Origin of the sequence: Methyloversatilis discipulorum, from assembly GCF_000385375.1 — a bacterium.
Classification (GTDB): domain Bacteria; phylum Pseudomonadota; class Gammaproteobacteria; order Burkholderiales; family Rhodocyclaceae; genus Methyloversatilis; species Methyloversatilis discipulorum_A.
On record NZ_ARVV01000001.1, the window covers coordinates 2,312,718 to 2,326,621 of the forward strand.

General features: G+C 51.0%; 14 protein-coding genes. All 14 read right to left on the reverse strand.

Going from position 1 to position 13,904, the window contains the following annotated elements; all coding sequences use genetic code 11:
- Positions 1-32 precede the first annotated feature (32 nt).
- Positions 33-794 (reverse strand): WecB/TagA/CpsF family glycosyltransferase, encoded by a 762-nt coding sequence (locus METRZ18153_RS20640; RefSeq protein ID WP_081629092.1) that lies wholly within the window; start codon positions 792-794, stop codon positions 33-35.
- A gap of 57 nt (positions 795-851) precedes the next feature.
- Positions 852-1,838, reverse strand: coding sequence for an NAD-dependent epimerase/dehydratase family protein (locus METRZ18153_RS20645; RefSeq protein WP_157257235.1), 987 nt, complete (start codon positions 1,836-1,838; stop codon positions 852-854).
- A 10-nt stretch (positions 1,839-1,848) separates the two neighbouring features.
- Positions 1,849-2,949: a glycosyltransferase family 4 protein gene (locus METRZ18153_RS20650; RefSeq protein ID WP_157257236.1), complete on the reverse strand. Its 1,101-nt coding sequence runs from the start codon at positions 2,947-2,949 to the stop codon at positions 1,849-1,851.
- Between the two features lie 33 nt (positions 2,950-2,982).
- Positions 2,983-4,212 (reverse strand): endo-1,4-beta-xylanase, encoded by a 1,230-nt coding sequence (locus METRZ18153_RS20900; protein ID WP_157257237.1) that lies wholly within the window; start codon positions 4,210-4,212, stop codon positions 2,983-2,985.
- A gap of 15 nt (positions 4,213-4,227) precedes the next feature.
- Complete coding sequence (locus tag METRZ18153_RS20655) at positions 4,228-5,079, reverse strand: glycosyltransferase family 2 protein (RefSeq protein WP_081629095.1); 852 nt, start codon at positions 5,077-5,079, stop codon at positions 4,228-4,230.
- A gap of 18 nt (positions 5,080-5,097) precedes the next feature.
- Positions 5,098-6,108, reverse strand: coding sequence for an acyltransferase family protein (locus tag METRZ18153_RS20660; RefSeq protein ID WP_081629096.1), 1,011 nt, complete (start codon positions 6,106-6,108; stop codon positions 5,098-5,100).
- Between the two features lie 5 nt (positions 6,109-6,113).
- Positions 6,114-7,379: an O-antigen ligase family protein gene (locus tag METRZ18153_RS20905; RefSeq protein WP_198291214.1), complete on the reverse strand. Its 1,266-nt coding sequence runs from the start codon at positions 7,377-7,379 to the stop codon at positions 6,114-6,116.
- The gene (locus tag METRZ18153_RS20665; RefSeq protein WP_081629097.1) at positions 7,330-8,322 is read right to left on the reverse strand and encodes a sulfotransferase family protein; all 993 of its coding nucleotides are present in this window, start codon (positions 8,320-8,322) and stop codon (positions 7,330-7,332) included. The genes METRZ18153_RS20905 and METRZ18153_RS20665 overlap by 50 nt, the downstream gene beginning before the upstream one ends.
- Before the next feature lie 8 nt (positions 8,323-8,330).
- Positions 8,331-9,626 carry an oligosaccharide flippase family protein gene (locus tag METRZ18153_RS20670; RefSeq protein ID WP_081629098.1) on the reverse strand — a complete coding sequence of 432 codons (1,296 nt, stop codon included), beginning with the start codon at positions 9,624-9,626 and terminating at the stop codon, positions 8,331-8,333.
- The gene (locus METRZ18153_RS0111045; RefSeq protein WP_020164801.1) at positions 9,627-10,613 is read right to left on the reverse strand and encodes a GDP-L-fucose synthase family protein; all 987 of its coding nucleotides are present in this window, start codon (positions 10,611-10,613) and stop codon (positions 9,627-9,629) included.
- Between the two features lie 31 nt (positions 10,614-10,644).
- Positions 10,645-11,022 (reverse strand): four helix bundle protein, encoded by a 378-nt coding sequence (locus METRZ18153_RS0111050; RefSeq protein WP_020164802.1) that lies wholly within the window; start codon positions 11,020-11,022, stop codon positions 10,645-10,647.
- 65 nt (positions 11,023-11,087) lie between these two features.
- A complete protein-coding gene (gene gmd / locus METRZ18153_RS0111055) occupies positions 11,088-12,203 on the reverse strand; it encodes a GDP-mannose 4,6-dehydratase (protein ID WP_020164803.1) in 1,116 nt (371 codons plus the stop codon).
- A complete protein-coding gene (gene epsI, locus METRZ18153_RS20195; RefSeq protein WP_020164804.1) occupies positions 12,200-12,892 on the reverse strand; it encodes an exosortase-associated protein EpsI, B-type in 693 nt (230 codons plus the stop codon). The genes gmd and epsI overlap by 4 nt, the downstream gene beginning before the upstream one ends.
- Entirely contained in the window at positions 12,889-13,785 is an 897-nt protein-coding gene (gene xrtB, locus METRZ18153_RS0111065) for an exosortase B (protein WP_157257239.1), read from the reverse strand. Before xrtB ends, epsI begins: the two co-directional genes overlap by 4 nt.
- Positions 13,786-13,904: the final 119 nt, after the last annotated feature.

Below are 13,904 nucleotides of genomic sequence, written 5' to 3' on the forward strand. Positions count from 1 at the left end.
ACGCCTTAAACACCACGCACGATTCGGATGTTTCAGGCGTTCACCTTGAGAAGCTGGCGCACGGCACCGATTACGAATAAGGTATTTGTAACTAAGTAACGACGCCACAGACGCCGCGGCTCGCTGAGCAAACGATGTAGCCATTCGAGGCCGTGATTCTGCATCCACAAGGGCGCACGAGCAACGGTTCCTGCGTGAAAATCAAGCGCTGCGCCGACCCCAAGCATCACCGCGGGGATGCGACCGCTGTGTGAGTGCATCCACAGTTCCTGCTTCGGACAACCTAGGCCTACAAAAAGCACACCCGCACCACTCGCTACAATGCGTTGCACAGCAGCTTCATCTTCCTCCTGATTAAGTGGACGGAATGGCGGTGACTCAACAAACAACTTCAATTTAGGGAATACAACTGAACAGCGCTCCTTTAACTTATCGAGCGTGACGTCGGTACTACCATATATATATACTGGAAGCGACGCGCTCTCGCAACGTTTGAGGAGCTCCCACATAACATCAGGCCCCGGAATCCGCCGCTGGGAGCAATGACCTAGTTTTCTCATCAACCACGCGACCGGTGCGCCGTCTGGCGTCGCCATATCCGACTCTTCGATCGCTCGAAGAAACTCTGGATTTCGACCAGCAGTAACTGTCACATGCACATTGCAAATGGCCACATAATGCGACTCGCGCGCAAGTGCCCAACGCATTATCAGATCGTGCATTACCTTCCAGTCGATCACATCGATCGGCACTCCCAAAACGCGTGCCCTGATCCGCTTAATTTCATCAGACATGGACGCCCCGAAGTATCAGCAATAAAGGCGAAGTCGGCGCCAATCTAAAGAACATTCTCACGAGGCCACCTTAATCTTGACCAAAGAGGGATGCTCCTTGCGCAACCATGCGACCGTCTCATCAACTCCAGCTTGCAGTGAATATGGAGGCCTGCCAAAAGTCTCGAAAGTCAAGTCCATCGGGGCATCGTTACTTGTCGTCATGCTCTTAAAGCGCGAGCTCGTGATGGGAAATTGAACACCAACGTGCTTAAGAAAATCGCCCAACAGCGCCAATACTTTAATCAAAGGGCCCGGAACAACAATTACCTCACGTCCGATTTGTCGCATCGAGAAGCCATTCACCCAGTCGAGAAGATCGATAGGCTCATCACCGACGTAGAAAACACGCCCACCAACCGTCTCGGCAGGGGCGTTGCACATCTGCATCATCTGCCACACTACGTTTTTAACATATCCGTATGAACGCATAACACGTTCGCCACCAGGATGGAAATACAGCCCCTTTCCCAGAATCCGCCAGAACTCATGCGGATAGCGGAGATGCCATGGACCCCAAATATTGGTCGGACGAATGATCGTCCAGACGCAGTCTAGTTCAGCTGCTCTCGTGAGTTGTTCTGTAATGACCTTCGACTCACCATAGATTGTGTGAGGTGCAAAATCGAGATCGTCGCGAGGCTTACCATTGTACTGATTTACAAACTGTGTGGACGTAATGAGCGCGCGTTGAACAGAAGCGGTTTTCTTTATCGCATCAAGTAAGTTCTTGCTTCCCGTTGTATTAACCTCGTACTCATCAATACTAGTTCCATACGTATCCGTTCGTGCAGCGAGATGAATCACATGTGTAGGTTGGAACTCCCGAAAAACAGCGAGCAGACCCGGCAAGTCGAGAATATCCTGTTGGCGCCAAAATGGCATATGCGAAGCAATGTTAGGGGCTTTGATGTCGACATTCAAAATCTCGCCGTTACCTTTAACCAACTCTTCTATAAAATTGCTTCCAATAAAACCAGAACCGCCCGTAATCAGATAACGCATAGTCTCCGCCTCACAAATCTTTGAAACACTCGTCCATACGTTGCCGAAAGCGCGCAACCGTGTACTCATTCAAAAAAACATTTCGTCCGCGCTCTCCCATGCGAGCCCTCAAGACTGGGTCTTCGATTAGGAGTTGAAGTCGATCCGCTACAGCGGTCGCATCACGCGGCGGAACGAGATAACCCGTTTCACCGTCACGAACCACCGATTGAACCCCTCGCCACCTCGAGACCACAACAGGCAACTTGAACTGCATTCCCTCAGCCACGACAAGCCCAAACGACTCAGACTCGAAAAATGTTGGAAAACAAAAAATATCGGCAGCATAAAAGCGGAGAAGTTTAGCCTCCCCGGTCAGAACGCCCGTAAAATCGATGTTGCCATTTAAATTATAAGATGCAATCAAGGCCAACAAGCGGTTGCGAACAACCTCAGATGAAAACTTTCCCACAACGGTTACCGAAAAGTCCACTCCGCGCTGCTTGAGAATATATGCAGCCTCAACGAGAACAAACACTCCCTTCGATTCAGTCACCAAGCCGACGAACAGAATATTCGCACGCTCATTCTTATTTTTCAACGAATAGACCTCGCTGGCGAAATCGTCTTCGATGCCATTGGGAACGATAACCGAGCGCTTTGCGTTTAAAAATCCAGGATCATCAGGGTTAAACTCCGAAAGACGGATACCCAGGTCCGGCTGACCATATCCAAGCCGATAAAATGGTTTCAGCCAAAATGGCAACTTTGAAAAAATCTCGCTTGTCCCCGCTGCGTGAAAGTGGAAGATAGTCTTCTTAAAAAGCCATCGTGTTGGAACAAGTATTGCGAGGTCGCGCAAGAGTGGCCCGAGGTCAGGGCCACTAGGAGGAAAGTAAAGGATGTCGGCTCCATCCACGAATCGTGCCCGCAAAATCTGAGCAAGCAAAGCGAACAGATGAAATAGCTTACCGATTTGGACTCTACCCATGTCATCCATGTCCTTAGAGAAGGCCATTCGAACATGAATAAGCTGCGCACTCGCGTACGTCCCATGTAACAAACGCTCAACCATTACCGCCTGACCGCCGTATGGAGGAGGAGTCTGACCAACGACGAGAATTTTCTTCAATGCAGATGCACTCTCTGTGGATATCAAGCACTATTACTGCAATAGCCTGATTGGCATAGGACCAACAACAACATTCTGCTTAATTTCAAAATATCTTTCATTCATATCCTCAAATCGATTCACACTCCAGTCAACTGGAACGGAAAACGACATCTCCTTACGAGCCCAAACAATATAACTATTCTTTCCTTCGAATCTCGTATGACAGTAATGTACCGATTCAACTTTTGCGCACCCGACAAGCTGCTTACCGACAAGCCAACGATACGCGGTAGCATAGCCAGCCGCCGCGGGCTTCGGGTTTCTCCCTTTATCTTCGGCCAACCCCATTGCCTGGTTATCCCATGCATACCAAAAAAATCGTTGAACACCCGTGGAGAAATTAATTAAATAAGCCCTTAGAACAATTCCCTCTGCTTCATGCCATTTCAATCCGCGCCATGTCATTGCAGCAGGCCTACGATTCGGCCCAAATCCACCATTCCTATTCTCGATCAACCAACCGGCTTCCGTGTTCCAAATAGGTTTATTGCCCAGCCTGTACTTTTCAAGTATCGATCTAACCTTCATTACGTAACTGGGAATCTCCTCCGGATCATCTTTGGGAACATAAAAATGATATGACACAACATCTGCGAATCGGCCACCGCCCGAGTCCAAGTACCGCTCAAGAACCTTGAAGGCGCCACTTTGCACAGACGGGGTGAGGATTATGTTAGTTTCGTCAATGTCCTTCAATACTTCGACCGCAACTCGCTCCAGCTCCGCAAGACGCTTAAAGCTTCCATTATAAAAATGCTTTACATCAATCTCGTTCCATATTTCCCAGTACTGAATACGCCCTTTGTAACGTTCACCGACGGTCCTAACATAATTTTTCCAATCTGAAATATCGCGCGGCGGACTGCTGGCGCCCGGCGCGTACGGCGAATCAGACTCTGGATCAAGAGCCGCCCAAGAAGGTGTTTGACCCAGTGTAAGCAATACCTTAACGCCTCGCAATTGAGCTTGAGCGACAATCAAATCGAGCTCTTCGAATTTCCACTCTCCTCGCCGTGGCTCCAGACGCTCCCAGTTTGTACCGGTATCCCATAGGCGCAAGGTCCCAAAAGGCACAGAAGGCCACGAATTGCCTCTTGCTAGCCCGTGGATATGTAGTCCAAACTGGTCTGCAGTTATAACATCTGCATTCGCACCGAAGCTGAAAAATAGAAGTAATGAAAAGAAGCGTCGCAAAATGCATGTAGCCACGGCATTAGTCATTCGACCTCCATGTCTTTAGGGCGAGCTTAAGGAAACATTTGTCGCATAGCTTGCCGGAAGATCGGCCCCTGTCATCACTTGATAATTTGGTACCTCATCGACCGCATAGCTAAAACGGACATTAACAGGCGCAAGACAACCACAAACAAGTCGCTCAAGATATCTTCCTAACGTTGCCACTCTCCGAACAAGGGGAAGTGATGATGCACCGTGGATCCTTCGGATTTCCTCCGTTTCATCAAGCATTTTTGGCGAACAACTAAGATTAGAACCATCCATGGTGAACAAACTCAGGTATTCAGGAATGCGCTTAACAACAACACCTTTAGAAAGAAGGCCAAGAATCAGGTCCATATCGGCCGCATAGCGGTACTTACAATTCAGATGAAGAAGGCCCTTGTCGAGAAGATTACGCCTAAAAAATGTTGCACAGGAGTACGTATAAAGGAATTTGTTGCGAACGTAAAAATGAGACAATCTCGGCTCACGCCGCGCCGAGATTGGATTACCAGACGCATCTACGATCAAAACATCGCCATAAGCAAAATCAATCTCTTTGTTTTTTGCAAAAAAAGCGCGGACCTTTTCGAGAGTTCCAGGCAAATATTGCTCATCTGCATTTAGCCAAGACAGAATTTCACCGCTGCTTTTCACCCAGCCACGATTAATCGCATCATACATCCCATCATCTTTTTCAATAGCGCCTCGCAAATCCGACTGCGAACGCAACCAATCTCCTGTTCCATCTGTACTGCAGGAATCTTGAATTATATGTTCAAAATTCGCACCGCCTTGGCCGCGAACCGAACCCACACAGCGCCTCAGGTATTCGAGATCATTCCGAGTCGGCGTAACGACTGAAATCACATAACCACCTTATCTTTATTAAGAAATACGCCTCAACCATCCAACCCTATTTAAAATCACAACCTTTAAAAAAACCGGGGCCGCTATGCCGGCTATCAAAAGAATGGGTAGCACAAAGAAGAAGTTTGGGCCGCCCCAATCAAGAAACATCAACAAGACCCCCTTCGTGGCACCAATTGCCATGGTATTCATCAAGTAGATGGAAAAGCTAAAGCCACCAATTACTGCAAGAATGGACGATTGACTGAGGACTCCAAATCTACACAACCCATGGATTGCAGGTATCGAAAAAGAGCCAAGAATCAACGTCATCAATCGATCCCTTGGAGCGTCGATAACGAAAAGCAAAATAATAAAACAGACGAGGAAGACCTTCCAATACCTTTCCAAGATGTCAATGTACGCCCCCTTGTTTTCAGAGAATATATAGCCTACAAAAAAGAAAAACCCAAACGCTCCTAGTTTATCAATACCGAACCAATAAGGCAGAGAAACCAATGTGAGCGGACAAGCCAAAAGACACCAAAACAGCGGCGAGTTTATAATTCTGAGAAGGATCGGAAACAATACTTGCAGTAAGTACAATACCCATATATACCAAAGAAACGACACAACACTGACTGTCGGGAAAAGGAAAATTCCGAAAAAGTTCTCAAAACCGGATACAGATTGATCAACATGAAGAAATTTTTGGCCGACGAATTTCGCGCAAAATACAATCAATGCAAAAATTAAATACGGCGGTAGAAAACGCCTGGAACGAGAAGATAAATACAACGGAAAATCGACGCGAGATTGCGCCACAAAACCTGATCGAGAAAATGTGTACCCGCTAAGAAACAAAAAAAACGGCATATGAAACCCGTAGATAGCCCATTTAACAGCCGCGAACCATTCATTTCCGGGCGGTAGTTCACGTGCGACCACGTGTCCAAGAACAACAAGAACAATTGCCACACCCTTCGCACGCTCTATATCGGGGTCTCGACTGGTTCCTTGGGCCTCTCTATATCTCAAAGTCATCGCCATTAACTTTAAGGATTTGTCTCATTGGACGAACCTTCTGCGGTCACACATACCAAGAGGCCGAAGGCATACCAAAACACCAGAGAAACCGGGAGCATTATAAGAGGCGAGTTAAAAAATGACGTAATAAGACCACAAACAACAATTGAAAAGAGCGTATGGACAACTACCCTACGCTCGCGATCAGCAATGAGTCCAATCCGCTTAATCACAAATCTAAGTAGTACAAGCACACCCAAAAGAAATATTAAAAACCCAGCCAATCCACCATGCGACAAAATATCAAGGAAATCGCTATGTGTCACAACTGATTTTCCAGTTAGGATCTCGTATCCAACGTCAACAACACCCGACTCCGCGTAAAGATTGCCAACAAATGGACTATCCATAAATCGTGAAAATGCAGCTTCGTAAGTTTGTGTTCGAGCCTTGATATTGCCCGAAGGAAGCAAATCTTCTTTATTTATGTAAACGTATACAAGAGCACAGAGAAAGGCAGTCAGCGAAACAAAGACCATCCAAACCATTCCAGCCTTCTGCATCATCGAAAGCTTTTTAAAGAACACGGGGAGCGCAACCGCCGACAATTGAAAAAGAACGGCGATCAATATTAAGAACGCTGTATTCTTGAAGCTCCCAATCGCTAGAGCGGAAAAAGCAACCAAAGACAGCCAGGCAAAGAACCTGCTCTTTAATTCAAGGAAGAGATAAATCAACAACGGGACGAACAGGAACATTTCAGTGTGATAGGCCTGGCCGCCCTCTAGTCGCTTGGCAATCACATAATAAAAGACGATCGGCGACGCAAACAGCAGAAAGTGGATTAATCTTCTGGCCACATCCAATCCGCGCGGCACGGAATAGAAAATCACTACTGCAATCGGCAACCCCAACACACCAAGTGCAAGTTGAATAAATGTCTCTCTAACATCAAGAATGAGTCGGGCATACAACGACCCCGACAAGACGAAAACAGAGAAAATGTAGAGCAGCCATCCTCGGCCTATTGTCTCGCGCCACTTTGCATTTTTTCCTGTAAGCCCAAGCCCCAAGCCGATTACCGCGAGATAGCTCACTCCAACCCCAATAATCAAAGGGAGGTATTTAAGTGGTCCCAGATCACGTGTTACCCGGAACGGTCCGTATCCAGTATAAAGTGGATCTAACAAGACCACGAACATGGCGAATAGGAAGATCAAGTTAAGAGGCTTGATCAAACTCAATTCACTGATTCGGCGGTGTCTTTCTATAGTATCCACAGGCATAGTTTTCATTCTTCCGCGCCGCCTCGTATCTCAATTTGATGTAACGAAAATCGAACAAGGTGGCCGTGGTATTTAACAATCCCCAAAACCGCCCTTCGAGATCAAGCCCTTTTTTTAATTGCATGCCATCAAGCTGCGCATGCAGGTCGCCTCTTGGATAACCTATAGAACAAAGATCTTCATCCGAGATGTACTTAAGCAACGCCTTCATTTTCTTTCGACGGTATGAGCTACACAAGTAGTCGCGCCACTTCTCCAACGATTTGACGCTAACTGATCCGTACTTGCGAACGCCTGTGGGATCGCCTAACCGCCCACTAAAATCTGCTGACTGATAATCACTGATCATGCTCGGATTAAATTCAATACCCAACCAACGGCACAATTCGGGAACAACTGCCTCAGGCTTTAGCGCCAATTGTTCATAACTTATTGTGATTTGCCTATTTGCTGGCACACGAACGGCGCGCGCAATAGCTCGTTGACCTTCAATCCAATCGACCCAGTGATCCAACCAAACAAATCGTCCTTTTTGAAATGTTTCACACAAGGATGAAAAGACTGATATTGGATTTCTCAATAAAATCAGGAAATATGCATCCGGAAATATTCTTCGTAAGAAATCAATTTCAAGGAAATAGCGCGGCGTTTTGTCCAGAAAGAAGCGCCTTCCGTTAGCAGCTTTGCCGTATAGGTGATTAGCAAACAACCTGATTGCCTCATCCATTTCAGCCTCGCCATTCTCAATACTTTCGACGAAATCATCAATGGCCATCGTGCACGTTTGATGATCGTAGACAGCGCGCATTGCTTGGGGCTCCCTCATGCCCCAAAATGGAAGCATAATCCACGGCTCGGCTGTACTTGCGATGTCCGGACTCTTTGATAAAACCTTCTGCAAAAGAGTCGAACCTGACCTTGGCATCGAAATCAAAAATACTATATTTGTCATTTGCGACGTTAAGCTAATGCAAGGACGGGCGTTACATTAAGTTTTTTCTTTATAAAGTACATCATTGTCAAGTTCCATAAAACAGTTGATGCGAGCAGTGAAACTGCCCCACCAAGAGCGCCGTAGATCGGTACCAGAGTCACCAATAGAAATATTTGCGCCGACAAGCTCACTGTGAGTGAGGTTAGGTGATATCGCTCGTTCTTTGTCATCAGAAGAAGCTGGCCTGTCGGACCCGCAATGGAATTCAAACATACCGAAAGAAGAAGAACCGCCAAAACGTCTTTTGCATTGGAGAAATCCGTGCCATACAAAGAGAGAAGGTTAGTGGAGAAAATGTATATTCCACAACAAAGGATGGTGGTGCTTATGCCAACAGTTCTTGTCGTCTTGCGCAACAATTTTTTTAGCGAATGCGTATCGTTACTCGAATAATGCGACGCGATCCGTGAAGCCACTGCAGTGAACATCGCCTGCCCTACGATTGCAGCCGCCAAAGCGAAACGCTCAGCTCCCGAGTAAAGCCCCGCCTCTGCTGGCCCGCTTATATTTCCTACCGTAATTAATGCGAGGTGCGAATCAACCACCGCCAACAATGAGGACGCAAACATGACTTTAGAGACGTGTTTTTTGTGTGCAACCTCCCCTTCTAATGGAAGCAAAACTCGCCCGAGAACTCGATGCTCAACATTGTTTGCAACCGCAAGGGAAATTATTGCTGAGAAGAACACTGAAAAAACAATAATTAGCGCAGCGCTCTCGGTGGTGAATATATTGACCAGCATCAATACCAATATCACGGCCACCGATGGACGAAAGATCCCGTCGGGGATTATCGACACACTTGCAAGATGCGCCCCCCTTAACATTGCCTGTGTTAGTCGAACTCGTGCCACAATCGGCACTATTAGCAGCAGCGTAACCCATACGGTAGGAATCGTTCCTCCGGTCAATGGATTTGTTAACAGTAAGTAGCCAATAGCAACCACCGAAGAACCAACGATCCACACATGCCTTGAGGCTTTTAGTCGATAACTCTGATGCAACGGTTTTGTTCGTTCCTTTTCTATTGCATTAGCAATCTCTCGTACAGCAAGGCTTTCGTGACCGGTAAGCGCAATCACAACACCCACATTCATGAAAGCGAGCATGATGCTGAAGTGCCCGAATTGTTCGATTCCGAGAGATCGAGCTGCAACTACTCCGAAAATGAAGGAAATGCCCGCCGCGGCTACACGCGTACCGAGTGCTAGAACGGGATGGTTTCGCAAGGCAAGCAGCCACGACAGGCGGCTGTACTGCATCTAGGTGGCGCTCATTAAGTTAATGAGATCGTCTGCTGCGTGCCTCAGCCCCTGCTCGAGTGTTGTGTGTGCCCGCCATCCCATCGCGTTGAGTCGCGACACGTCCATCAACTTGCGCGGCGTGCCATCCGGCTTGGTTGTGTCGAATATCAGCTCGCCGTCGAAACCGACCACCTTGCCGACCAGTTCGGCCAGTTCCCTGATCGTGACGTCCTCACCGACGCCCACGTTTACCAGCGGCGGCTCGAACCGGCCGCTCACCGACTCGTCGCTGCCCAGCAGGCTCGTATAGCGATCGTCCGGCAGGTTCATCAGGAAGACGCAGGCGTCGGCCATGTCGTCGCTGTACAGGAACTCGCGCCGTGGCGTGCCGGTGCCCCAGATGGTGACCGTCCGGTCGCCGCGCTGCTTCGCCTCGTGGAACTTGCGCAGCAGCGCCGGGATGACGTGGCTGTTCTCCGGGTGATAGTTGTCGCCCGGTCCGTACAGATTGGTCGGCATCACCGCCAGATACTTCGTGCCGTACTGGCGGTTGTAGCTCCAGCACATTTCGATGCCGGCGATCTTGGCCAGCGCGTACGGGCGGTTGGTCGGCTCCAGCGGGCCTGTCAGCAGGCAGTCCTCGCGCATCGGCTGCGGCGCCATCTTCGGGTAGATGCAGCTCGACCCGAGGAACATCAGCCGCGTCACACCGTGCTTCCACGCGCTGTGGATCACATTGGCCTGGATCACCAGGTTGTCGCGGATGAACTCTGCCGGGTAGCTGTTGTTGGCGACGATGCCGCCGACCTTGGCAGCGGCGAGAAACACATACTCCGGCTTGTGTTCGGCGAAGAAGGCGTCGGTCGCGGCCGCGTCGGTCAGATCAAGTTCGGCGTGCGTCCGCTTGAGGATGTGCGTATAGCCTTTCGCCTCGAGATTGCGGACGATGGCCGAGCCGACCAGACCGCGGTGGCCGGCTACATAGATGCAAGATTCAAGATTCATGGTTCAAGCTGCAAGGTTCAAGGTTCAAGATTCAAGGGCGCGTGTTCTTGCGGTCGATACGTGATTCGACGGTATGCAGCATGCCGTGGAGCATGCGGGATAGTTCTTCCGCCTCCTTCAACCACGCCTTTCCCATGTCACGTTCGATGTAGTCGATGTCCATGCCAATGTATATCTGCGTGCGCAGTTCGCCTGCCGAGCCCTTGGCGTAGTTCAGAAACTGTGCGAGTTCCCTGTCGGAGCTCCGCTCGAAGCCCTCAGCGATGTTTGAAGGTATCGATAGACCGGAACGCGTGATCTGATCGCGGAATCCAAAGTCGCGCAGATTTGCCAGTGCCCGATAGATGTCAGCGCTGAGGCGAGCAGCCCGCTTCCAGAGGTCAAGATCTTCGAAGCGGGCCAGAATCATTTCTCCTCGTTGCCAACGGCGACCAGGGCTCCCTTGAACCTTGCCCCTTGTACCTTGCCTCTGCGTTATTCGTGATAGTCGTAGGCTTGGAAGCCGGCCATCTTCACCAGCGCGTCGCGCTTGGCGCTGGTGTAGTCGGATTCGACCATCTCCTTCACCAGCTCCTGCAGCGTGGTCTTCGGCGTCCAGCCCAGCTTCTCGCGCGCCTTGGTCGGGTCGCCGAGCAGGGTCTCCACTTCGGTCGGACGGTAGTAACGCGGATCGACCTTCACGATCACGTCGCCCACTTTCACCTTGGCGCGGTCGCCCGTGACAGCAGCGACGATGCCCACTTCCTTCTCACCCTCGCCCTCGAAACGTACCGTGATGCCCAGCTCCACAGCGGCAAACTCGACAAACTGGCGCACGCTGTACTGCACGCCGGTGGCGATGACGAAGTCCTCCGCGTGATCCTGCTGCAGCATCAGCCACTGCATTTCAACGTAGTCGCGGGCGTGGCCCCAGTCGCGCAGCGCGCTCATATTGCCCAGATACAGGCAGTCCTGCAGGCCGAGGGCGATGCGCGCGATGGCGCGCGTGATCTTGCGCGTGACGAAGGTTTCGCCGCGCACCGGCGACTCGTGGTTGAACAGCACGCCGTTGCAGGCGTACATGCCGTAAGCCTCGCGGTAGTTGACGGTGATCCAGTAGGCGTAAAGCTTGGCCACCGCATACGGGCTGCGCGGGTAGAACGGCGTGGTTTCCTTCTGCGGGATTTCCTGCACCAGGCCGTAAAGCTCGGAAGTCGAGGCCTGGTAGAAACGGGTCTTCTTTTCCAGCCCGAGGATGCGGATGGCTTCCAGTATGCGCAGCGCGCCGATGCCGTCGGCGTTGGCGGTGTATTCCGGCTCTTCGAAGCTCACCGCCACATGGGACTGCGCGGCCAGGTTGTAGATCTCGTCCGGCTGCACCTTCTGGATGATGCGCACCAGCGAGGTCGAATCGGTCAGGTCGCCGTAGTGCAGGATGAACTTGCGGTTATCGACGTGCGGGTCTTCGTACAGGTGGTCGATACGGTCGGTGTTGAACAGCGACGAACGGCGCTTGATGCCGTGCACCTCGTAGCCCTTCTTGAGCAGGAATTCGGCGAGGTAAGCGCCGTCCTGGCCGGTAACGCCGGTGATGAGTGCCTTTTTATTCATGATTGCCTGACAGTCCCGAAGTAGCGATTGCGGAAATTGAGATCAAAAACGGAGTAAAGAGAGCGAACGAAACCCTCTTGAACATTGAAAGCGGTGGCCTCGTCGAGACCAACGGTCGATACGCGGAAAAGCATGCCGTCCGGAATCTTCCCCTGCAGTCCGTAGCGAAGCTGTTCAAGCTTGCGGCCAAGACCCGGCAACGTCGCTTCCTCGTCGATGGTGATCCAGTACGTGATGGGTTCAAGACGCTGACCCTGACGCGCAACAAGCCTCTGCGCCGGAAGTTCGTAGCCATCGAGCGCAATCTTCGTTTCACCCGCGCCGAATACGCGGAAACCTTGCGCGCTGTAACAGAACTCCGGTCGATGCACTGCTGTGGCTTCAGAACTCTGGTCGCTACCGTAGGCGATGGACAGCATCACCCGCTGACCTTGCGCGTTCCGGTAGGTACGGGAGAGCGTGGCCGAGTACAGCTCGTCGAGCGAGGCCTGCACGTCCGGAGACGGCGCGATGGGGATGATTGACTTGTCAATGACCCACTCCCCGAAAGCCTCGGGAACCTGAACATCAAGATTGATCGCCGGCTTTTCCTCTGCAACGCGAAGCGTTGGTTTGAAGCTCTCTGCCGCGAACGAGAGCGCGGTCATGACGACAAACACTGCGATAGCAGCCGGACGCACGTAGGTCATGCAGCAACTCCTTGAGCATCCTTCTTCACACCGATGCGCAGAATCGAATCAACACCGATGATGAGAAGCAAAGCACTGATGAAAAGGACCATGCCAGCGAATCCGTGCAGGAAGCCCTGCCCCGCCTCGTCTCCGAAGTAGTAGGTGATCAAGGTCAGGACGATCACACGGATCACGTTTGCGCAGAACGAGATGGGAATGATCAGGATGGCCAGAAGAAGGTTGCGGAACCACGACTTATGTCGGACGAGATTCATGTAGAGCAGCCCGAGTGCCTCGAGCGTAAACAACGAATGCAGACCGGCACATGCATCAGCGACCAGCAGCTGATACTGGCCGATAACCAGAATCACCCCTGTACGCGCGATCGGATACCCCATCGAGTAGAGGATGTGCTCGGCGGCATAAGACACACCCGTCTTGAGCGGGACCGTGATCATCTGCACGAAAACGCCCGGAAGCGGGATCATGAAGATCAGAAAGAAGAAGGGAAACCAGAGCTTCCGTAGCGCTGCCGTGCCAAGCATCAGCAGCACCAGGCCGATCATCACTGGAATGATCGACGCAACCTCAAGGGTATCGATCGCTTGCGAACGACCGATGAAGTACGCAACGAAGCCGAAGAACAACAGAGCCGAGCCCAGTGCCGGCGCAGGACGCGCGTCGGCAAGCGAGCCACGAACCTCTCGCCACTTGTCCCAGAGCAACCAAAGCGACACCGCCAAAATGATCGGGCCGTGAGCGTTCTCGTCCGTGCTCCACAGACCATTAAACAGGTCGATGAAGGTCGGGACATACATGGCCGCAAAGCCAAGCGCCACGAGTACCCATGAGAGCTCGAACTTTGACCGGATCGAGTCGGGGCGATTCGCGGTAGAGGAGTCAGCCTGCATCGAGTTAAGCATCCAGTGCAATCAACTGCGGGTTGAAGTTATTGATGAGCGACCGGACGAGCCTTGCCCCGAACTGCTCGATGAGAGAAGTCGCATCCGGGCCGCGATTATGCCGCTCT

Bases quoted from the DNA above. Each gene is read 5' to 3' on its own strand.
- METRZ18153_RS0111050 (WP_020164802.1), bottom strand. From the start codon at position 11,022: ATGATTCTGGCCCGCTTCGAAGATCTTGACCTCTGGAAGCGGGCTGCT.
- xrtB (WP_157257239.1), bottom strand. From the start codon at position 13,785: ATGCAGGCTGACTCCTCTACCGCGAATCGCCCCGACTCGATCCGGTCA.
- METRZ18153_RS20900 (WP_157257237.1), bottom strand. From the start codon at position 4,212: ATGACTAATGCCGTGGCTACATGCATTTTGCGACGCTTCTTTTCATTA.
- METRZ18153_RS20645 (WP_157257235.1), bottom strand. From the start codon at position 1,838: ATGCGTTATCTGATTACGGGCGGTTCTGGTTTTATTGGAAGCAATTTT.
- METRZ18153_RS20905 (WP_198291214.1), bottom strand. From the start codon at position 7,379: ATGAAAACTATGCCTGTGGATACTATAGAAAGACACCGCCGAATCAGT.
- gmd (WP_020164803.1), bottom strand. From the start codon at position 12,203: ATGAATAAAAAGGCACTCATCACCGGCGTTACCGGCCAGGACGGCGCT.
- METRZ18153_RS20670 (WP_081629098.1), bottom strand. From the start codon at position 9,626: ATGCAGTACAGCCGCCTGTCGTGGCTGCTTGCCTTGCGAAACCATCCC.
- METRZ18153_RS0111045 (WP_020164801.1), bottom strand. From the start codon at position 10,613: ATGAATCTTGAATCTTGCATCTATGTAGCCGGCCACCGCGGTCTGGTC.
- METRZ18153_RS20640 (WP_081629092.1), bottom strand. From the start codon at position 794: ATGTCTGATGAAATTAAGCGGATCAGGGCACGCGTTTTGGGAGTGCCG.
- epsI (WP_020164804.1), bottom strand. From the start codon at position 12,892: ATGACCTACGTGCGTCCGGCTGCTATCGCAGTGTTTGTCGTCATGACC.
- METRZ18153_RS20665 (WP_081629097.1), bottom strand. From the start codon at position 8,322: ATGACAAATATAGTATTTTTGATTTCGATGCCAAGGTCAGGTTCGACT.
- METRZ18153_RS20660 (WP_081629096.1), bottom strand. From the start codon at position 6,108: ATGGCGATGACTTTGAGATATAGAGAGGCCCAAGGAACCAGTCGAGAC.